This is a genomic window from Carnobacterium inhibens subsp. inhibens DSM 13024 (assembly GCF_000746825.1).
GTDB classification, from domain to species: domain Bacteria; phylum Bacillota; class Bacilli; order Lactobacillales; family Carnobacteriaceae; genus Carnobacterium_B; species Carnobacterium_B inhibens.
This window is the reverse complement of sequence record NZ_JQIV01000006.1, coordinates 2,194,536-2,218,729: the sequence shown is the minus strand read 5'-3', so window position 1 is coordinate 2,218,729 and position 24,194 is coordinate 2,194,536. Positions and strand designations below refer to the sequence as shown.

General features: G+C 31.9%; 10 protein-coding genes. 5 read left to right on the top strand and 5 right to left on the bottom strand.

Annotated features, from left to right (window positions below):
- Positions 1-6: 6 nt before the first annotated feature.
- The 5 genes from BR65_RS11650 to BR65_RS11630 all read right to left on the bottom strand — a co-directional run bounded on the left by BR65_RS11650 (position 7) and on the right by BR65_RS11630 (position 19,870).
- The gene (locus BR65_RS11650; RefSeq protein WP_034538326.1) at positions 7-15,882 is read right to left on the bottom strand and encodes a non-ribosomal peptide synthetase; all 15,876 of its coding nucleotides are present in this window, start codon (positions 15,880-15,882) and stop codon (positions 7-9) included.
- A gap of 160 nt (positions 15,883-16,042) precedes the next feature.
- The gene (locus BR65_RS11645) at positions 16,043-16,954 is read right to left on the bottom strand and encodes a PTS system mannose/fructose/sorbose family transporter subunit IID (protein WP_034538324.1); all 912 of its coding nucleotides are present in this window, start codon (positions 16,952-16,954) and stop codon (positions 16,043-16,045) included.
- Positions 16,955-16,973: 19 nt separating this feature from the next.
- The gene (locus tag BR65_RS11640; protein WP_034538322.1) at positions 16,974-17,783 is read right to left on the bottom strand and encodes a PTS mannose/fructose/sorbose transporter subunit IIC; all 810 of its coding nucleotides are present in this window, start codon (positions 17,781-17,783) and stop codon (positions 16,974-16,976) included.
- Between the two features lie 41 nt (positions 17,784-17,824).
- Positions 17,825-18,787 carry a mannose/fructose/sorbose PTS transporter subunit IIA gene (locus BR65_RS11635; RefSeq protein ID WP_034538321.1) on the bottom strand — a complete coding sequence of 321 codons (963 nt, stop codon included), beginning with the start codon at positions 18,785-18,787 and terminating at the stop codon, positions 17,825-17,827.
- A 327-nt stretch (positions 18,788-19,114) separates the two neighbouring features.
- On the bottom strand, positions 19,115-19,870 hold the full coding sequence (locus tag BR65_RS11630) for a class I SAM-dependent methyltransferase (protein WP_034538319.1): 756 nt from the start codon (positions 19,868-19,870) through the stop codon (positions 19,115-19,117).
- Positions 19,871-20,102: 232 nt separating this feature from the next.
- On the opposite strand from BR65_RS11630, the gene BR65_RS11625 reads away from it, so the two are divergent.
- The 5 genes from BR65_RS11625 to BR65_RS11605 all read left to right on the top strand — a co-directional run bounded on the left by BR65_RS11625 (position 20,103) and on the right by BR65_RS11605 (position 23,817).
- Positions 20,103-20,300: a helix-turn-helix transcriptional regulator gene (locus BR65_RS11625; protein WP_034538318.1), complete on the top strand. Its 198-nt coding sequence runs from the start codon at positions 20,103-20,105 to the stop codon at positions 20,298-20,300.
- 2 nt (positions 20,301-20,302) lie between these two features.
- Positions 20,303-20,743, top strand: a complete 441-nt coding sequence (locus BR65_RS11620; RefSeq protein ID WP_034538316.1) for a hypothetical protein — start codon at positions 20,303-20,305, stop codon at positions 20,741-20,743.
- Between the two features lie 161 nt (positions 20,744-20,904).
- Positions 20,905-21,309 carry a zinc ribbon domain-containing protein gene (locus BR65_RS11615; RefSeq protein WP_034538315.1) on the top strand — a complete coding sequence of 135 codons (405 nt, stop codon included), beginning with the start codon at positions 20,905-20,907 and terminating at the stop codon, positions 21,307-21,309.
- 232 nt (positions 21,310-21,541) lie between these two features.
- Positions 21,542-23,194 carry a peptide ABC transporter substrate-binding protein gene (locus tag BR65_RS11610; RefSeq protein WP_034538314.1) on the top strand — a complete coding sequence of 551 codons (1,653 nt, stop codon included), beginning with the start codon at positions 21,542-21,544 and terminating at the stop codon, positions 23,192-23,194.
- 260 nt (positions 23,195-23,454) lie between these two features.
- Positions 23,455-23,817: a hypothetical protein gene (locus BR65_RS11605; RefSeq protein WP_034538312.1), complete on the top strand. Its 363-nt coding sequence runs from the start codon at positions 23,455-23,457 to the stop codon at positions 23,815-23,817.
- The last annotated feature ends 377 nt before the right edge of the window (positions 23,818-24,194 follow it).

Below are 24,194 nucleotides of genomic sequence, written 5' to 3'. Positions count from 1 at the left end.
TTCCTCCTAAATTAATTCTTCAATTTTTATATCGATATTATTAATCAATTTCTTCAATATTTTTTCATAAATATCAGCGAAATATTGAACTCTTTCAGTTTGGAATAATGATTTAGAATAGTTAAAGTCAATATTTTGTCCCCAAACAAAAATTGTTAGATCACTAAATGCATCTTTTTCAGAAAGTTGATTCATTTCAGATATTTCATCAAACAAGTTCGATTGTTTTAGTGCTTCACCTTTAAATCCTTGAATACCGAAATAGAGTGTATTTCCTTTTAATTTGATGCCAATTTCTTTGATTACCTGTTCTAATGGAATATCTTGATTACTTTGAGCAGCAATAATTTTCGCATTTAGTTTCTCAACAAATTTTACAAATGTTTGATTTCCATCAATTGTCATTGTCAGTAAGAATTGATTAATAAATAGACCAATTAGATTTTCCGTCCCTGAAATATTTCGATTAACTGTAGGAATAGCAATTGAAATATTCTTTTGTTGGCTTACATGTGCAACCATTAGATAATACGTACTTAATAACACATTGTGTAACGTTAATCCTCTCTCTTTAACAATTCGAATCATTTTTTCATAAACGTCATCATTAAGATGAAGATAAATATCTCCACCTTTTTTAGTATCCACACCCAAATTTTCATCTTTAGATAGGTATATTCCTTCAAACTTTCCAAATTCTTTTCGCCAATATTCTAGCTGAGGCTCTTTCTTATCTCCAGATAAAAAATCGTGTTGACACTTCGAAAAATCTTTATATTGATACGGTAATTCAGGTAAACCCTTTTCAAAATAAAAATCTTCTATATCTTCTAAAAATAACGATGTGGACCACCCATCAAAAGCAATATGGTCTATAACACAAGTAAATTCTCCTTCATAGATATTTACCTTAATTGGTATTTCCTTCTTTAAATCAAAACTATATGAAAAATAGTTAGTTCGATCGATTTTATTACTTGTTACTACTAATTGAGTATCATCTACAATTTGGTATTTATCGTAAAGCTTTGTGCGTAGTACTTCATGTCGATTAACAGTAGAAATCACTGCTTGCTTCAATCGTTCGGCTTCTATCCCTTCTTTCAAACGGAAAAACATTTTAATATTACTATATGAATTTAATGGTGTTTCCATATACTTCTGCTGTGCAAAAGATAATTTTTGTTCTGAACATTCAAAAAAATCTTGTTTGCTAACCGTTAACTTATTCAGCTCATTATAATTTACTTTGTTTTGAAGAACTTGAGCAATTTCTTGCGTTGTTTTTACATCAAATATTTCCTTGATAGTTATTTTCTTATCAAATTCCTTTTTTAATATATTCACAAGTTTAATAACCTTAATTGAATCGCCACCAATCGCAAAAAAGCTTTCTAATACTGATACTTCATTAGTATTTATTTCAAGTAATTTACATATAGTTTGAAGTACAAGTTGCTCTACTTCATTTCTTGGTGCTATATACTCAACACCATTTTTATATGAAATAATTGGAAGCGTTCTTCGGTCAATTTTTCCATTAATTGTTAATGGAAACTCCTTCACGTGTTGATACCCCGCTGGCATCATGTAATCTGTTAGATATCGCGATAACACCTTTTCGATTTCAACACGTGGTATTTCTTTATCGCTTTGATAATAAACACCTAAATACTTGCTTCCTTCTTCTCCGAGCGCTAAAGCTAATACTTGCTTCACGCCATTTACTTTAAGCATAGCATTTTCAATTTCACCTAATTCGATACGAAATCCTCGAATTTTCACTTGAAAATCATTTCTACCAATTAATTCAAATTCACCATTTAGTAATACACGAACAACATCCCCCGTTTTATAAATACGGCTATATTCAGTAAGTCCCCAAATATTGTAAGGGTTTTTTACAAATGTGCTTTCAGTTAGATCTTCTTGTCCGTAATATCCACGTGATAGCTGTGGTCCACCAACATACAATTCACCTATCGCTCCATTTGGAAGAAGTCGCATTTTATCGTCTAAAATAAAATGTGAATAACTTTGAAACGGATTTCCAATATTTGAATAATTATCGTCTACCTTTTTCAATGAGGTCCAAACAGTTCCTTCCGTTGGACCATATATATTGATTAGATTAATGTTTCCAAAACGTTTTACAAAGGAATCATTCATCTTTTCACCACCAACTAAAATTGTAGTTAACGAAGTCGAAAGGATTTCTTTATCGTTATCTTGGAATAAATAACTAATTTTCCCAGGAGTTGATTGTAGAGTCGTAACATAATGATTTTTCATGAAATTCGGAAATTCCTCTGGTGTTCCTGTAAATAAGTTTACAGGTTTCCCTCGCAATAATTGTCCAAATACTTCTGTTCCAAAAATATCAAAAACATATTCCGAAATACATGCAAAATCAATCTTATCTGTTCCAGTTCGTTGTATTGAAATAAGAACATTTTCTAGATAGCAGATGAAGTTACGATGTTCAACCATCACTCCTTTAGGATGTCCTGTAGTTCCTGAAGTAAAAATAATATATGCTAAATCATCCGATTGAACAGAAATATTAAGATTAGTAACATTCTGAGAAAACTCTTGATTCATAAATTTTTCATCAATGAGCAGTTTCGATTTCACTTGTTCTTTAATATAATTGATTCTTTCATGCGGAAAATTTGGTGACATAGGTACATAAACTGCTCCAGCTTTTAATATTCCAAGAATAGCAACAATCATCTTCTCTGATTTCGATAGTAAGAGAGAGATTCGATCTCCTGACTTAATATCAAAATTTTCCATAAGCGTATATGCTACTTGATTAGCCTTTGAGTTCAATTCGGCAAAGGAATAATTAACATTAGTAGATTTTAAAGCTATTTCATCTGGATAAAGACGCACTTGTTTCTCAAATTCTTCTACAATCGTTGTATTAGGATATTCAGACACCCCAAAATCTGGGACAGAATCAACATAGTTAAATTCTTCTACGTCCTGAACCACCTGGTCAACCAAGTACTTCATAAAATTAAACATCTGATCAATAGTTTCTTCTGAAAATAATTCACCAGCATATTTCATGTGGAAGCTTAAAGATTTTTTACTTTCGTGTAAAACAATAGTTAAGGGATAATCTAATTTTTCTTGACCGGTCAGATTGGTAATTTTCAGGTTCTCTTCATTATTATCTTCTTCAGGTAACGGATAATTCTCATAAATGAATAGTGTATCAAAAAGGCGCATACCATTTGATTGCAACCTTGCAAGGCTAACATTATTATTCATCATACATTCATTATTAATATTTTGTAGATGTAAAAGCTGAGTTAAAATAGGATCATTTGTATGCACAAATTGTATAGGTAAAGTTCGGATATATAAACCAACACTTTCTTCTATACCTTCTATAGGCATACTTCGACCTGCATTTACGACACCGATAGTTGTTTCTTTTATTCCACCATATACACTCAACAATTTATGCCAAGCATATTGAGCTATAATATTTAGTGTTAAACCTTTATTTCTTGCTATATCAATAAGCTTAGTATATTCGTCACCTTGAATCTCATAAACTTTGTCTTTCGGTTCTTCTATTCTATTTAGATTTTCAAGTTTTGTTGTTCGACTTTCTTTTTTAAATAACCCACCTAAATCAGGATGAGCTACTTCTCCAAGATAATTTTTCCAGTAATTATTCGAATCATTTTTTGTTTGTTCAAGATATTTTTGAGATTTTATATATGCTTTATCTTCATTAATATAAATTCGCTCACCTTTACATAACTTGGCATAAACTTCATGAACAAAATTAAGCATTACTGGATTTGACCATCCATCCAAAATAGCATGATGATTAGTAAGGATACAAGTATAATGATTTTCATTATGTTTAATAAGACGTACTCTAAACAAGCTGCCAGCATTCAAATCGAACGATATCGTCCTTTCAAATTTAACAACCTCATCCACAGAAGTATCTTCCAGAATTCCAAAATCTAATTTTCCTTTTTTAGGAATTATTTGAAGAATTTCTCCATAATCGGTATTTAAAGACAACCGCAAGCTAGGATACTTACTTTGCGCAATTGACCATGCTTTCCGATAATTTTCAACGTTGATCATTTGTTCATAATCAAAAATAAATGAACAAATATATGCATCATCATTTGTATCATTATTTAAGGCATGAGAAACGAAGCCTTCTTGTAAAGTATTTGCTGGAAGAACTATTTCTAATTCTTGATTTTTTTGTAACTCATCAAGTTGTTGTTGTGAGACTACTTGATCAATATCGTCACTTGTTAAGTAGGTTCTTCTATAAGAGGAAAGTTCTGTTATAATATTTTCTAGCTCTGTTTGGTATAGTTCAGCAAATTTTTCTATTCCATTAAGTTTTCCACTTAATTCAAAAGTTAATTTCTTTTTAAATATACCTCCGTTAACAGTCAAATAGTCATTAAAAGCAAAATCAGTTGTTTCTCCTAAATCGCTATGAACAATTGACCACTCTTTGAGTGCACCATTATCCATTTGCCCTAAATAATTGAACATAACTCGTGGCAAATCTTTGGAATGAATACCAAATTTGGTACCATAACCAATTCCATAATCTTTCACCACATTAGTATAATGCTTTGTTTCTAAGATATCAGTTGAGATGGTTTGAGGATAAATAGCTGTGAACCAACCAACTGTTTGCTGAATATTTATATTTTCGCTTACTTCAGCACGACCATGTGATTCTAATTTAATGTAACTAATCTTTTGGTTATAGATTGATTTCAATGCGCGTGCAAAAGCGGTAAGTAAAACATCGTTTACTTGTGTATTATAAACTTGATTCACTTGGGTAAGTAACTTATTCGTAAATTCCCTATCAATGGAAATATTGACTTTCTTGTATTTATCTGATAATTCAAATAATTGGTTGTAGTTATTAAAATCCACAAAAACAAAGTCAGTATTCCTTTTTTGAATCTCTTCAGACCATTGGCGATAACTAGTTCCTTTTTCAGGAAATATATCCCCTTCGTAAAATCTTTTTAAATCTGAAGCAATGATCTGCCAAGAAACACTATCCATAATAAGGTGATGACAAATTACTGCTAAAATATTTTCGCTTCTCTTTATCACAAAGCGATAAAGTTTACCGTCAAGATTAAAGCTTTGTTGTATTGCTGAAAATTCTTCAGGAGTTTCAGCGAAAACTAGTTCAATTTCTTCAATCTTAGGTGTATAATATTGTTTTATTTCTCTAAAAGATATTCGAAATGCATCATGATAGTTGATTAAATTAATTAGAGCCTTTTTTAATCTGTTTAAGTCAATACCTTCTGGTAAAGAAATTGCAAATGCTTGATTAAAGTAGCCAGAATTATATTCTTCAAAGAACCACTCTTGAATTGGAAGTAACCTCACTTCACCAGTTAATTCACCTTGCTCATTTATTATTTCCATTTTTTTACTTTTACCAATAAGTAGTGAAATGTTACGAACAGTTTTTGCATCAAAAATTTGTTTAATTGTAATTGTTTGGTTTAATTTTTGTTTGATTCGATTACTTAATTGCATGGCTTTAATTGAATCTCCACCTAAATAGAAGAAACTTTCTAAAACATTAACATTACTACTTTTCAGGCCTAAAATTTCTGAAACAATTTCTTGAATTTTCACTTCAACTTCATTTTCTGGTTGAACAAATTCTTCTATTTTAATTTTTGGTACTGGGAAGGCTCTCCTATTCAATTTACCATTAATTGTTAATGGAAATTTTTCCATAAAAACAAAGTTACTTGGAACCATATATCCTGGTAGTTTTTCTTCAAGTTTTTCCTTTAGAGAATCTTCGCTTAGTGGTTGATCTCCAAGATAGTAGGCTACTAAACGTTCCTCAACTTTTAATACTACAACTTGTTGAACACCACCAATTTCTGAAAGTTTTGACTCGATTTCTCCTAGTTCAATTCTTAACCCATGGATTTTTACTTGAAAGTCATTACGACCAAGATATTCAATTTCTCCCGTATCTAATAAACGTACAAGATCACCAGTTTTGTAGACACGCCCTAATTTTGAATGAGTAAGAAATTTCTCAACCGTTAACTCCGGCTGATTGATATAACCTCGAGCTAATTGAACTCCACCAATTGCAAGTTCCCCTATAGCAAATTTCGGCAATAACTGATTAGATTTACTCAAAACATAGCACTTTGTATTCGCAATAGGCTTTCCTATAAGGATTTTTTCTACGGAGGAATTACAATCAAATGAAGTGACATCTATACTCGCCTCAGTTGGTCCATATAAATTATAAATTTGTGCATTTGGTACAAGTTTCTTAAACTTCTTCACACTACTTATATTTAAAGCTTCACCAGAACAAAACACATATTTTAAAGAGGAAATATCAAGTTTTTTTGAATTAGGTTCTCCTTGATATATTTCTAAAGTATCTAGAAATACATCAAGCATACTTGGCACGAAATGTACTACGGTAATGCATTTTTCTTTGATTTCATTTGAAAGATAAATGGAATCTTTATGTCCGTTCTCTATGGCATATACAATACTTGCTCCTGTTAATAATGGCCATACTTGCTCCCAAACAGACACATCGAATACATAGTTTGTCTTTTGATACACTTTATCCATATCCCCTATTGGATATGCTCCATTCATCCATTGAACACGATTACTTAAACTAGCATGCTCAATCATCACCCCTTTAGGTTTACCAGTTGTTCCTGATGTGAAAATGATATAAGCTATATCTTTCATCGAAGGTGTAATATTAGGATTTTTTTCACTTCCTTCATTGTAACCAGCAAAGGTCTCATCAATAATAAATTTCGCATTAATTTGATCAATGATATACTGTTTACGTTCCTCAGGAAACTCTGGCGAAATTGGAACATATGCACAACCAGCCTTTAAAATACCCCAAATAGCTATAGCCATTTTCTCACTACGTTCAAGAATCATTGGTATTTTATCTCCCTGATTAGCCCCATGTGTTAATAGATAATTGGCAAATCGATTGGTACGTTTGTTAAATTCATTATAAGTTAGCCTAGTATTTTTATATTCAATAGCAATTTGATTAGGTGTACGCGACACTTGCTCATTAAATAAATCAACAACGGTGCCATCTGGATAGTTTGATATTTCTCCTTTTGCAAAACTATCAGAAACGCCTAATTCACTTACAGATAAATTGTCGTTTTCAATAATTGCTTCCAGTATTGACACATAAGTCTTAACCATTGATTGAACTGTTGATTCATTAAAAAGATCTGTGCAGTAATTAAAATTAATAAAACCATTCTCAACTAAAACTGATAGATCATATTTTGCTGAATTAGAAAAAATATCTGTATTGCATCCGGCAAACAAGTCATTGTTAGTAAGTTCATCCATTGAAAAATCTTGAACACTAAACAATACTTGGAATATTGGATTTCGAGATGTGTCTTGAGAAATGCTTAATTTTTTTACAATTTGTTCGAAAGAAATATCTTGATTATTTTGAGCATCTATAATTGTTTTATGATTTTGTTGAAGCAGTATAGTAAATGATGATTTTTCATCTACTACGGTCCTTACTGGAAGAGTATTGATGAAAAAGCCGATTAAATCTTCTGTTCCCTTATTATGTCTGTTTGCAAACGGTGTCCCTACAACAATATCTTGTTGATAACTAAATCGCGCAAGCATAATATCTAACACACTTAGCATAATAGTGTATAAACTAGTTTGATTTTTTTTTGCGATTTTTTCTAAAGATTCTTTCCACTCACCTTTAAAATCGATACAAATATCCGATCCGCTATATGTGAACTCTTTTGGTCGTTCGTAGTCAACCGGTAGATTGAGTGGTTCATAAGAGTCAAGGGTTTCTTTCCAATAGTTAGATTGTAATTCTAATAAATCTTTAGATAAATAATTTCTTTGCCAATATGAAAAATCTTTATACTGAACATTTAACGAAGGTAGTTCTTCTCCATTATATAGCATATTTAGTTCTCGTAATAAAAGTTCTGTTGACCATCCATCAAAGGCGATATGGTGGATATTTAGGACTAATTGATTGTCATATATGTTCACTCGAATTGGAATTTCATGTTCTAAATCAAAAGGCTTACTAAAAAATTCATTGACATCAAAAGGACTATGCGTAATTTTGATCTTTTCTGATAATATAACTTGGTGTTCATTTTTAATAATTGTACGTAGTATTTCATGTCTCTCCACGATTTGCAGTATTGATTGCTCGATTCTTTCTATTGAAATACCTTCAGCTAATTGTAGAATTAATGGAATATTATAAGCATTAAGACCTTTTTCAAATTGGTCAATAAACCACAAGCGTTCTTGGGCAAAGGACAATACTTGGTCTTCAACATTTTCAAAATTCGCTTTCTTTAGTTTTAAAGTTCTAGATTGTAATTTTGCTAGTGCACGAATATTTTTTGCTTCAAAAATTTGTTTTACTTGTAGATTTATTTTTTTTGCTAGTTTTAATGCTAGAATTGAATTTCCTCCAAGAGCATAGAAATCATCCAGTACAGAAACCTGACTAAGATTCAACAAATCACAAAAAGCTTTTGAAATTTCTTTTTCCCGTTTTGTTGATGGCTCAACATATTCATTATACTCAATTATGGGATCAGGCAATTTATGAAAATCAACTTTCCCATTGATAGTTAATGGGATTTCGTCTATCTGCACATATCCACTTGGGACCATATAAGATGGCAATATACCTTCAAGCGAATACTGTAAATCTCCTGTATAATAAGCAATGATATTATTGCCCTTAACAACTGCTAAACATTGCGAAACTGTTTCTTGTTCCAGTAACTTAGCTTCAATTTCGCCAAGTTCAATTCGGAAACCACGAACCTTTACTTGGAAATCGTTCCGACCAATATAAATCAAATCTCCAGTTTGAAGACGTTTTACTAAATCTCCTGTTTTATAAAGCCGTCCATACTGTGGATGCCAAATAAATGCCTTATTTGTTTTTTCATTATCACCAACGTAACCTCGTGCAAGACCTGCGCCTCCTACATATAATTCTCCAATTGCATTAGTTGGGACTTGATGATTTTCAGAATCTAAAACATAGGTTACTACATTCTTTAAGGCCTTTCCAATATTATTAGAATTCATATTTTGATTGTAAAATTTTACAGTAGCACAAACTGTAACTTCAGTTGGACCATAAGCATTTACCATAATTACTTTATTAGCTGTATATGATTGATAAATTTCCTGTGGAGTTGATTCACCTGCAACAATTAAAGTTTTAAGAGGTAGCAAATCTTCAGCACTTAAAATGGCAGGTGGCAATGTTGCAAGTGTAATTTGATTATCAATTATTATTTGCTTCAATAAATTGTAATCAGTACGTGCTTCTTCATTTAATAAATACGAAGTTGCACCTGCAAGTAATGTGTAGAATAATTCAAACACAGAAGCATCAAACACAAAATTTGCAAAGTGAATTGCACGAGTACTTTCATTAACGTCATATAGTTTTATTTGATTATAAATTGTATTGATTACACCTCTATGTTCAATCATTACTCCTTTGGGAAGCCCTGTTGTACCAGAAGTGAAAATGATATATGCCAAATTATTTTCTAGTATTGATACACTCGGATTATTTATATTTTTAGAGTTGACAATAAAATTGTCAGTAATAATCAATGGTGCATTAACTTTTTCAATAATATATTTTATCCTTTCTTGAGGATATTCTAGACTCATCGGTACATAGCTTGCGCCTGTTTTTAATATACCTAAAATTGCTATTACATATTTTTCACTTCGTTCCATCAATATTGGAATGTGCATTTCTGGTTTTATACCATAATTGTCAATCAATGTATGAGCAAATTGATTTGCTTTTTGATTTAAAGACTCATACGTCAAGATTTTGCCTTCATATACAATAGCCGAATTTTTCGGATAATTTGTTACTACAGTCTCAAAAAATTTATGAATCGAAAGATTAGGAAAATTTTCTTTTTGGGTATTGACAATCATAGAATTAAGTTCTATCTGCGAAATTAACTTTTCCGGTTCTTCAGCTATTTGTTTTAAGATTTTTTCATAAGTTTCAGCAATACCTTGAATTGTTTCTTCCTTAAATAATTTTGTAGCAAATGTAAAATTGACAATATTTTCTCGATGCATAACAGAAATATCAAATTTAGTACTGTTGAGATGAAGATCATTATTTACAGAAGTAAAAAGATCTATTTCTTTGATATTTTCAATGTCTTGAAAGCCAAACATAATCTGAAAAATCGGATTTCGTGATAAATCTTTTTCAACTTTCAGTTTATTTACTAAACGTTCAAATGGTAAATCTTGATATTTTTGAGCTGCTGTTATTTGTTCACTATTTGTCTCTAAGAATTCAGCAAAACTTTCATTAGGATTAACCTGTGAGCGTAATGCTAGTGTATTTACAAAAAGCCCTATCATATTCTCTGTTCCCTTAATGTGACGATTGGCTATCGGTGTTCCTAAAACAATATCTTTTTGGTTACTATAAGCAGACAAAAGAAGCATGAATGCACTAAGTGTTACACAATAAAGGCTTGTATCATGATTTCGGGCAACTTTATTTAGTTTTTCTATTAAATTTTTATCTAACTTATAGTTTAATTCTTGTCCATCATAATTAAATTGTTGAGGTCTTGAGAAATCAGTTGGAAAATCTAACGTTTCATATCCATCAAGTTTCTCCAACCAATATTTCTCTTGTTCATTCAAAGTAGCTTCATCTTGTGCTGTAATTTGCCACTTAGCAAAATCTTTATACTGAATTTCTAAAGGAGCTAGGTTTTCTCCATTATATAGTCGAGTAATTTCTTCTAGTAAAATGTTTGTTGACCATCCATCAAAAGCAATGTGATGAACATTTATTGCAATCATATTTCTGAAGATATTGACACGAATTGGAATCTCTTTTTCAAGATCAAATGAATATGAGAAAAATTCATTAAATTCAATTTCATTATGCGTTATTTTTATATTCTTATTTAGCAATTCTTGATGGAAATCCACGATAATAGTACGCAATATTTCGTGACGATTGACAACTTTTTGAATTGCTTCTTCAAGCTTTTGATAATTAATATCTTTACTAAGTGTGCCTAATATTGGAATGTTATACGCTTGTGTGCCCTCTTCTAATTGGTCAATAAAGAAAAGACGTTCTTGAGCATATGAGAGGTTTTGGTCCTTTATATTTTCGAAAATCTGTTTTTCAACATGACGAATTTCTTCGTTAACTTTTGCAAGATTTTGTATTGTTTTTCTTTCAAAGATATCTTTTACTGATAAATTTATCAAGTTTGCAAGAGAAATTGCAACTATTGAGTTCCCACCAAGTCGAAAGAAATTGGCTTTTATTGACACTTTATTTAGCCCTAAAACTTGACAAAAAGCTGATTCAATTTCTTTTTCTCGTTTAGTTTTTGGTGCAACATATTCATCTGTGTATACTGGTTCCGGTAAAGTTTGAACATCTAATTTTCCATTTATTGTTAGAGGAAATTCCTTTAGATGTACATAGAAGGTTGGGATCATGTATTCTGGTAATATTTTCGATAGCTGATCAAATAGGAACTCTGAATCAAATTTATTTTGCGCAACATAGTAAGCACCTAAATTATCTTGTTTAGCAATAACTGCTACTTGATCAATACCTTCAATTGACTGAAAACTTTTTTCAATTTCGCTTAGTTCGACACGAAAACCTCGAATTTTCACTTGAAAATCTTTTCTACCAAGATATTCATATGTGCCATTATTTAGAACCCTCACTAGGTCTCCTGTATCGTATAACTGACCTTTTCCAAATGGATTATCTATATAACGTTTTGTAGTTTCTTCTGGTTGATTTATATACCCACGTGTTACTTGATTCTCACCAATAAAAAGGGTTCCTATAGCGCCTTTAGGTAAAAGATGGTGATTATTATCAAGTACATAAGGATTAACTCCACCAATTGGTTTACCAATAGAAAGATCTGTTACATCATTATTTACAAAGCAAAGAACGGTAGTTTCAGTTGGTCCATAACAATTATTTAGTTGGATGGATGAATCAGCATATTTTTCAATTACTTCCATTGTAATAGCTTCGCCACCACAATGGAGTACTTGCATCGTAGGAACGCTTTTTAAATTTAACTTCGCTGCAAGAGAGGGTGTCATACCAATAGCATTTACTTTATAACGTATTAAAGTTTGAATCAATAAATCTATATCATAAATCAAATCGGTATCTAAAATTACCACGCTCTCTCCCATGGTAAACGGACGAATTAAATCATGAATTGAAGCATCAAAAACATATTCAAAAAATGCTCCATTAACCATTCCAGTTTGCATTCCAGACTTTTCCATTTTCGCAACTTGGATAACAAAATTACCTAAGTTTTTATGTGTAACCATGACCCCTTTAGGCGTTCCGCTAGTACCTGAAGTAAAAATAATATATGCTAATTGATTAAGTTCAATTTTATTTTCTGGGTTGCTCACTTCACTCGAAAATGATTGATTCATGAAATTATCATCAATCACAAAATTTGAATCACAAACATCTATAATATAGTCAATTCTTTCTTGAGGATATTTTAGGCTTACTGGAACATAAGCTGCGCCTGCCTTTAAAACTGCGAGAATCGCTATAACCGTTTTATGTGTTCGATGTAGTAGTAGTGGTATTTTCTGTTCTGGTTGCACTTTCATTTCTTCAATTAAGAAATTTGCAACTTTGTTTACTTCCTCATTCAATGCTGAATAACTCAAAATAACGTTTTCAAATCTTAGAGCCAAATCGTCAGGTCTTAATTTAACTTGTTTTTCAAATAATTCAATTACATTCTCATGTACTAATGTAGAGGTTACTTCTAAAAGGTTAGTTTTTTCCCCCTTAGCAAATATAGAAATATCAGATAATTTTTCTTCAGGATTATTGATGTAATTTTCAGTAGTAGACATGAATCGATTCACTAGTTTCTCAATTGTTTGAGTTTCAAACAACGAATTATCATAATTCAGAAAAAGATCCATACCTAGTTCAGAATCTTCAATTTCAAAAGTTAAACTAAATTTAGCTGCATCCGATTTAAAAGAATTTTTTTTTGCTTTACCATCAAAATAACTATCTTTTTCAATATTTTGATATACGTACATACAGTCAAAAAAAGGGTTTCCTAAATCACTTGTTGCTTGCAAGTCTTTTATAATCTCTTCAAATTGATAATTTTGATTTGACAATGCAGTCAATACATCTTCATTGATTTGATTAAGAAATTTTGATGCTTTCAAATTCGAATATGGACGAAGTCGAATAGGTAGAGTATTGACAAACATTCCCAACATCTTATCAGTTGCTTCATGTACACGACCATTAGAAACTGTGCCTAAGATGAAATCCTCAGAGTTATACATTTTTGATAGTAATAGACTTATTGTAGCGAAAATAATCATATACTCACTTACCTTATTTTCTTTCGCAAAAGCACGTATTTTTTTAACAAGATCACTTTCAAAAGAAACTTTTAATGTACTTCCACTAGCGTTATGGTTTCTCATTTTTTTATAGTCAGTTACTAATTCTAGTCGCTGATACCCTAATAAATAGTCAGTCCACCATTTCTTTTCTTTTTTCAAATTAAGTTGTGCAAACCAAGAACTATAATCTCTATAATGAAAATTATTACTTTCTAGCTTGTCGCCTCTATAAAGTTGATTGAGTTCTTGATAAAATATTTTTTCACTTGTTCCATCTGTAATTATATGGTGTTTATCAATAAATAGTGAATCATTTTGTTCTCCACATAATAAGTAAACTCTCATTGTTTGCCCTTTTTTCAAGTTCATTGGCTTTACTAAATTTGAAATTTCTTTTGTATATGGTATTATTTGAAAATCCAATTGCCCTTCAGGCATAACTTCCTGAATATACTGACCATCTATATTTGAGAATTTAGTTCGTAAAGATTCATGACGTCTAATCATTTGTTCCAAAGCATTCTGCATTTTGAGAGCATCCACTTTACTTAAAAAATCAATGACAGTCTGTTCGTTATAAGAAATATCTTCTTTATTCAATTCATTAAAAACATACATTCTTTTTTGAACTGGACTCATTGAATAAAAACTTTTGTTTAGAATAGGAACTAACTGAATCTCATCTATTTCATCAAGATTTTCTACTAAATTTACTAAATCTTTAATTTGTTGACTAGAAAAGATTTCTTTTGCTGTTAACTTTTTCTGTATTTTGTTAAAAATAATATTTGACAATTGCATTGCTTTTAACGAATTACCTCCTAAATGAAAAAAGTTATCTAATATACTTACATTATCTATTCCCAATAGGCTTTCTATTGATTCAATAATAACTTTTTCAGTATTAGTAATGGGCGCTATATACTCTTCTGTTTGTAAATTAACCTCAGGTAATCTCTTTCTATCAAGTTTTCCATTGACATTCAGCGGAAGTTGTTCCATCCAGATATAGATATGAGGCTGCATATATTCGGAAAGGTTTTTAGTTATATAACTCTTAATGTATACTTCTTCAAGTTTTTTATGGCTTACATAATAAGCAACAATAAATTGATCATTAATTCCCACAACGACTGCTTTCTGAACCTCAGGAATAGAAACAATTTGTACTTCAATCTCTCCAGGTTCAGTTCGAATCCCATTAATATTTAATTGAAAATCATTACGCCCAACAAATTCAAACTCTCTATTATTTAAATTTTTAACTAAATCACCGGTTCTACACAAAATTCCCTCTCCAAATGGATTAGAGATAAAATGTTTCTTTGTTTCATCTTCAAGCTTAAGATAACCCAACGATAATTGATCACCTGCCATATGAATTTCACCAATTTGGCCAATTCCTACTTCACTTAAATTTTCATCTAAAACATATGCATTCATATTTTCTAGATTAGATCCAATGTTATTGATATCTTTAATTGAGTCTATTGTCTTAGCAGTACCAGCATGAAATTCAGATTGACCATATACATTAATTAATTTAACGTTATTGTTATAAGTGTTGTAAAAGAGACTTTCAGGTATCTTCTCTCCAGCTACAGCAACTGTTTTTACAGATTCAATTTTTTTGAAGTCTAAGCTGTCTGCTAGGGATGGTGTACATTGAAAGTAATTAATATTTTTTCTATTTATATAATCTGTAAATTTCTGGATATTTTCAAGACAATTAGGTTCTGAAATTATTAACTTATGTCCATGTAAAATAGTGCTATATATTTGTGTTGTAGCTACTGAGAATACATAGTTAACTAGAAACAATGTATTATAAATTATTGTTGAATCAAAATTAAGATATTTCCAATAAGAATTGATATGATTAAAAACTCCTTTGTGTGTATGAAGTACTCCCTTAGGATTTCCTGTCGTTCCTGAAGTATACACAATATAAGCTAAATCATCTTGGCTAATAGAAATATTTAAATTTTGTTGATGTTTTTTAAACTTTTGTGTAATAAATTCATCATCAATAAGTAATTTTGCTTCAGTTTGTTCTTGAACAAACGAAATACGTGATTTTGGATATTGTTTTGACAAAGCCGTATAACATGCTCCAGCTTTTAAAACACCCAACATTGCAATAATTATTTTTTCATTACGGTCTAATAGCAAGGGAATTATGTCCCCATTTTTAATACCACATTTATCCACAAGGTAATACGCCAAAGAATTAGATTTGCAATTAAGCTCATAATATGTAAGTGATTCTTCTCCGAACTCTACTGCCACTTGATTAGGTGTTTTTATTACTTGTTCTTCAAAAGCAGCCACTATATTTTTTACCATAAATTTAACATCCTCTTTCCATATTTAGATGAAATACGATTAAAATAGATAATAAACATTTACATAAGTTATCAAAAACGAGTTCTATCCTTATTAGAATTCCATAAAAAGCCTGAACTAAATTAGCCCAGGCAATATCATTTATCCTATTTAATAAATATTACATCAAGTTAAGCAAGTGGAAGACAATACCCACTACGAATAACCCAAGAATGATAACGATTGGAGAAACTTTCTTCTTAAGCAACCACATACAGAAAAGTGTCAATAGTAATGCTGCTAAACCAGGAATTAAGCTGTTTAAGTTATCCTGTAATGTTGTTACATTAACATCATTCAAAGATAGGCCAGAAGCTTGTTGTTCCAAAGCAGATTTGACTCCTTCAGCACCAGCAGGTAATTTATCCCATTCGATATAAGCACCCTCGTCAAGCTGTACAGAAGATACCGTTGGTGTGAAGCTAATAGATACCCAGCGATTAACTAATGAACCAAGAATGAACATACCTAGAATTGAAGCACCTTTTGTAATATCTTGTAGTAACCCTCCTGATAAGTCATCAGTAATTTTAGAACCAGCTTTATAACCGAATTCTTGTGTATACCACATAAACGCCATACGAATAAGATTCCATCCAACGAAATAGATGATTGGTCCTAAAATATTACCACTCATAGCTAGAGAAGCTGCTAAAGCTCCAAGGATTGGTTTAATAGTAAACCAGAAGACAGGATCTCCGATACCTGCTAGAGGACCCATCATACCAACTTTAACCCCTTGAATAGCAACATCATCAACTGGAACACCATTTGCACGTTCTTCTTCAAGCGCTAAAGTAACCCCGATGATAGGTGAAGCTACATATGGGTGCGTATTGAAGAATTCCAAATGACGTTCAAGTGCAGCTGCACGATCTTCTTTAGTTTTATATAATTTTTTTATTGCTGGGATCATTGTAAATGCCCAACCACCATTTTGCATACGTTCATAGTTCCAAGAACCTTGAAGAAAAGTTGAACGCATCCAAACAGAAATACGATCTTTTTTAGATAATTTAATTCTTTCTGTCATTTTATTGTCAGCCTCCTTCTTAGTAAGTATCAATTAAATCGCCTAATGGATCACCTGTGTTTGAGCCTCCACCATTACTTGAACCTCCACCTTGTTTAGATAGAGTTAAGTATATAAGAGCAAGCGCAACACCAATAGCACCAAGGCCGATAAGTGTAATTTCTGAAATAGTAGCTAATACAAAACCTAATGCAAAGAATGGCCATACTTCACGTGTTGCCATCATATTGATAACCATTGCATAACCAACAGCAACAACCATACCACCACCGATAGCTAAACCAGCTGTTAACCATGTTGGCATAGCTTCTAGTAATCCTCTAACAGGGCCTTCGCCAATAGCCAAAATTAATGCAGCGGGAATTGCAATACGTATACCTTGCATACAGATTGCAATGATGTGCCACATTTCTACTTTTCTGAAGTTTCCTTCTTTTGCAGCAGCATCCATAAAGTGTACAAACGCTGTTGCAATTGTACGAACAATAATTGTTAATAATAATCCAGCAACTGCAAGTGGAACAGCAATCGCAATCGCAGAAGCTACACCAGCTTCGCCTTGACCACCTAAAACTAAAATAATTGCAGATGCAATAGATGCTAATGCAGCATCTGGAGCAACAGCGGCACCAATATTCGCCCATCCAAGCGCGATCATTTGAAGTGTACCACCTAAAATAAGACATGGTAATAAGTTTCCTGTAACTAAGCCAATTAACGTACAAGCAATTACTGGTTGATGAAAGTGGAATTGGTCTAAAATACCTTCCATACCAGCTACAAATGCTACGATAACGACTAAAATCATTTGAATAATGTTTAATTCCATGATTATTAACCCTCCGTTTTCTACTGATAATTAAATCATTTTTATTTTTTCAACTCTTCTTGAGCTTTCTTGATAATTCCATCCATATTTCCTTTTGAATCATTTGGAACTTTACGTACGTCAAAGCTAATTCCTGCTTCTTTCAATTTCTTGAAAGCATCAATATCTTTTTGATCAAATGCTAATACTTTGTTTGGTTGAACTTTACCAATTGAATGTGCCATAGAACCAACATTGATTGTTTCCAATGGAACGCCACCTTCAACAGCTCTAAGTGCATCTTGTGGATTTTCAAATAAAAGAAGTGCTTTTTGACCACCAAAGTGTTGATCGTCTTTTGCAAGTTCAATCATTTTTTCAACAGGGACAACATGTGCTTTAACACCTGGAGGAGCCGCTTGTTGAATTAATTTCTTACGAAGTTCATCTTTAGCAACAGTATCAGAAACAACTATAATACGAGTAGGTCCAGTTGTCTTAGTCCAAGCAGTTGCTACTTGACCATGAAGTAACCTAGAATCAATACGTGCTAACACGTATTGCATTTTTCCAGGAGCACCTGCATTAGAGGTTTGAACTGGAGCTGCTTTTGCTCCTTTTGGTTCTAATTCTTCAGGTCTAATTTTTATACCCTCTTTTGCTGTTTCAATGATATGTGCTGCAATTTCTTGCGCAGAATCCATTGACAAACGAGACGCATAAGCTTCAATTACCATTGGTAAATTTAATCCGGAAACAATTGCCCATTTTTCTTTGTGTTCTTCAAACAAAGTATTTGCTTGATTAAATGGAGTACCACCCCATAAATCAACTAAGAATAATACTTCATCTTGATCGTCAAAAGATGCAACTGCAGTTTCCATTTTAGCTTTAACATCTTCTGGGCCTTCGCTTGGCATCAAGGTTATAGCTTTAACATTCTCTTGTTCTCCAAAAATCATAGCGCCGGATTGCAAGATGCCTTCAGCGAATTCGCCATGGCTTGCTAGTATAATTCCTACCATATTTCTACCTCCTAAATGATTTATTTCTTACTTGCTAATTAGACACAACTTCCAGAAAAAATTTCTATAGTTTTGTCTGTATTTAAAACCAACTTTCCTACTACTGTAAAAGTTCCCTCCTATCACTATCTGATATTTGTCCTTCACTTATATAAAGCAAGTATCGTGCCAAGTTTAGTGTATCATTCAGAAAGGTTATCTTTTCAACAGGTGCACTCCTCTGAAAAAACAAAAACAATACACTAATTAGTGTATTGTTTTTTAAATAGGCTTATATTCATGTTTTATTTAGTGTATTATCAAAAAAACACTACACTCTTTTACCTTTTATTTTTTTAACTTAAACACCATAAAATCAGCACATCTAAAGTCCTCTTCAAAAGAAGGGTATTTCTCTAACATTTCTTTCGACGGCACAGGTTCTACCATACATTCTAAAGTAAAACCAGTTTGTATGAGTGTATTAATATATGTCATTAAAGTTCTATGGAAATAAACCATTTTCTCTGTATTTCCTAGTTTCTGCTCATAAGCTCCTTCGTAAAAATAATTATCTACATTCCAATGCAGTTTTTCTCCATTTTCTGTTTTTTCCCAACCACTACCCGGAGTAACAAAACAAGGATGCAGAATAGAAAAAACAAAGGTTCCTCCATCAACTAACAATCGAAACATTTCTTTGAATGTTTTTTTATAATTTTCCAGGTCATGTATGACCATATTGGACACGATTAAATCAAAACTTGCATCTTCTAAACTATGTAAATCTTCACAATTACCTTCTATATAATGAATGGATAATCCGTTGGGCGTTCTCTCACGTGCAATTTCAATCATTTTTGGAGAATAATCTACTGCTGTTACGTTAGCATCAGACTTAGCTAGCAATCTGCTTAAATACCCTTCACCACATCCCGCATCCAAAATTTTTTTATTTTTTACTGTTCCCATCAATGAAAATAACGGTGGGTTCAAAAAAATTTCTTTATGTACATCTCCTTGCTCTGTATGACTTTTTGAATAAGTTTCTGCAAAGTTGTCCCATCTTTTAATAGTATCTTCTGTCTTTATATTTTTCTTCATTAATTAGTTTCCTCCAATACTTACTGAATTTCATATTCTTAACTATCTCTTATTCTACTATTTCCTGTACATTTTACTACTATTCTACCTAATATAATCCTCTTTTTTAGCTACTAAATGACTAAAATATCATAAAAATTAATAGTATAGTAAAAAATTTGACACCTTTTTTTGAATGGTATATCATTCTTGATGTAAAATATATTTTACGTTAAGAAAGGGAAATTTCATAATGGCTAAAAATTTACGTTTAAAAGTAGCTCGTGCTCAATACGAACTATCTCAACAACAACTAGCAGACGCCGTAAACGTAACACGACAAACGATCAGTGCTATTGAACGAGGGGATTACAACCCTACAGTTAATTTATGTATAGACATTTGTAAAGTATTTGACTTAACCTTGAATGATTTATTTTGGGAGGAATAATGATGAAACAATATGATGAGTATCAAAAGTTCATGAGATATAAATATGGTTACTATTCATTTATGACTTTAATTTTGCTAATTGTATCAAATTATATTTTAGGACTCATTTTTGAAGTTCAATGGGCTCAAACAAAAGAGCTGGAAACAATTATCATTACCTTTATAACGGTTTTGTTTTTTATTAATATCAGTGTTTATCACAATGCCTATTTTCGTAAAAATGAAGATAAAAAAGGTTCTATTATTGGGCTTCTGTTTTTAGGGATATTTAACATTTTTGTTGCCTACCAATCTTTGGGTGTTTACCCTGAGGATTTCATCTTAAACGGAAAAATAGGAGAAGGATTGATTCAATTTTTTTCAGGCCTAATGTTTCTATCTATTCCTATTACTTATTTTATTAGAGATAAAATCGATAAGAAAAGATCCGCTAAAGAATAAACTTCATTAATCAAAAAGAAATTGAATTTGTGGAACTCATCTTTCATTATTATCATTTATATCAGGATAAAAATCAGACTAAAGACGGTCGCTGGTTTTTCGTAAAATGGTATACTGTTTAGTATGTACTTGATAGAAATAGAAAGAGGCGACCACTTTACATGGGAAAATTAAGAGCTAAACTTCAAAAATTTATGATTGGCAGATACGGCGTAGATAAGCTTTCTAACTATTTGCTATACGGAGGACTGATTATCCTCGTCTTGGCTAATTTATTTCATTGGTCAATTATTGGATTACTAGGTTGGGCAGCCATTCTCTTTGGTTACTACCGAGCATTTTCCCGTAATCGGACAAAAAGGTACCAAGAAAACCAAAAATTTTTGACCTTCACACGTCAGCTAACTAGAAGTTGGAATCAAAAGCGCAATAAATTTTTACAACGAAAAGTATACAAATACTATGCTTGTCCCAACTGTCATAAAAAATTACGTGTGCCGCGAAACAAAGGAAAAATCACTATCACTTGTCCGCATTGCCGTGAAAAATTCATCAAAAAAACTTAAGTTGCTAGCTTCTTATCAAATAGCAATTGAAAACTAGAAACCTACTACAGTCTATCTTCTCCGATAGACTGCAGTAGGTTTTTTCATAATGCAATAACGCCTCTTAAAATACAGTATTTCGACCCTTTTATTCATAAACACCTAATTTTTTAGCTTAAATTACACATTTTTTGTATAGATATGTTAATATATTAAAATAGCATTAATTAAATTAGATTAAGGAGTGTTTCTAGTGAGAACAACATATAAATTAGCAGCATCATTGAGTACCATATTCTTATTAAGTGCATGTAGTAGTAATGAAGATACTTCTAGCACATCCAGCAGTGATTCAACGAGTAACAATTCAGAAGGACAAGTAGTTCACTATAGTGCACCTACAGAATTATCAACTATGGATACCGCATTAATTACCGACATCAATAGCTCAAACTATTTAGGACATGTGATTGAAGGCTTATTGAGAATTGATGAAGAAGGGAATCCTGTACCCGCTATTGCAGCTGATGAGGGAACCATTTCAGAAGATGGACTTACATACACCTATAAACTTCGTGAAGATGCTGTCTGGTCAAATGGCGATCCCGTTACTGCAAATGATTTCGTATATGCTATGCAAAAATTAGTTGACCCAGATACGGGTGCTTCATATAGCTATTTAGCTGAAACGATTGTAAATGCGAATGAAATTATGGCAGGTGAAAAAGAACCAAGTGAATTAGGGGTTACGGCTAATGGCGATTATGAAATCACTTTTAACTTAACACAACCAACACCTTACTTTGAATTCCTATTATCTTTCACAGCCTTCTTCCCTCAAAATCAAGCATTTGTTGAAGAACAAGGCGAAGATTACGGCACTACAAGTGATGCACTATTAGCAAATGGTCCTTTTATTTTAGATAATTGGGATGGAACCGGATTGACTTGGGACTTAGTAAAAAATGAAGATTACTATGCAGCTGACGAAGTAACTTTAGATACTGTCAATGTACAAGTTGTCAAAGAAACAAGTACCGGCGTCAATTTATTTGAAGGCGGGCAAATTGACAACTCTCAACTGACTGGTGAAATAGTTAAACAATACGCTGATAATGAAAATGTTGTCGTTCAAAAGAAAGCCAGAACTTCTTACTTGGAATTCAATTGGGACAACGAATACTTGCAAAATGAAAAATTAAGAGAAGCATTAGGATTGGTTATCAATACCGATGATTTAGTGAATACTGTTTTAGCTGACGGATCTACTGAAATCAGTGGATTTTTACCAGCTGACTTTGTCACAAACCCTTCTACAGGAGAAGATTTCACTGAAGAAACTGACTCATTCCTTTCTTACGATATTGAGCGTGCTCAAGAATTATGGGAAGAAGCCAAAGCTGAATTAGGCGTGGATAATATTTCCATCTCTTTCGTTGGGGATGATGATGAAAAAAGCAAACAAATCAGTCAATACATCCAAGGTCAAATTCAAAACAACTTACCTGGTATTTCTGTTGAGTTGCGTAATGTTCCTAAGAAGAACCGTCTTGCTCTAGCAGACTCTCGCGACTTCGATATCCTTCTTACTGGATGGGGCGCTGACTTTGCTGATGCCATCAACTTTATGGATCTTTTATATAGTGATTCAGCATATAATGAAGGCGGCTATTCCAACTCTGATTATGATGCTCTGATCGATCAATCAAAAACAACAAATGCTAATGATGATGAAAAGCGTTGGGAAGATCTTCAAGAAGCGCATAAAATCTTAACAGATGACTTTGCCTTCATTCCTTTGTACCAAGAAGCAGAAACACAACTACGGAACCCGGCTGTTAAAGGAATCATTTTCCATTCAGTTGGTGTAGAATTTGATTTAAGTCGCGCAAGTGTTGAAAATTAATTAATAATAAAAAAGAAGATATTTCCTGAAGTGACGGAATTATCTTCTTTTTTTGATGCATAACAAATATTTTTTCTTCTAAATATAGAATGATTTGCTTGGCATCGGTTTAACTAGAACAAGTTTATCCATAAGCTTAGCACGCTCGATAAGGGTATCTGCATTTAGTCAAACAGCATCACTCAATCAAGGTATTTTTAGTAATTTCTTTTGGTATTGTCCCTTAGATTTGGTCCTTTCAATCAGAATTCTATTTTAAATTGAACGAACTGATACTCATTTCATTAACTCAAACGGAAAACAGCTTTGAGTTGATCGAATTATGGCTTATTGCGTCTACTCAAATGAAAAGTAGCTTTGAGTTGATTGAATTATGGCTTATTGCGTCTACTCAAATAAAAAATAGCTTTGAGTTAATTGAATTACGGCTTATTGCGTCTACTCAAATAAAAAATAGCTTTGAGTTAATCGAATTATGGCTTATTGCGTCTACTCAAATAAAAAATAGCTTTGAGTTAATTGAATTACGGCTTATTGCGTCTACTCAAATAAAAAATAGCTTTGAGTTAATCGAATTATGGCTTATTGTGTCTACTCAAATAAAAAATAGCTACAACCTTTGAATACTACTTATTCGTAATGTGCTATATTAATCCATTTAAATAGTTGTAACCTAAAAAGGAGGATTTATCATGAACGAAATAACATTTAATGAACTGATTGAACGATCTAAACAAATAAGAGCACGTTAACATGACAAATGAAACGGATTTAGAACTTAAAATGGGAGAAACCATGTGATGGTTGATTGTACAAGCTGAAAGTTAGATAAGTTTTTGTCTACTACAAAAAAGATTAGCGAAATAAAACTATTTTTTTAGTGATCCAACATTTTATACAAGATCCATTTTTAAACACAAAAAACTATTGACACCACAACAAGTTCCTTTTTGGATCTTTGCTGGTATCAATAGTTTTCTTCATTATATTAACTAAAAGA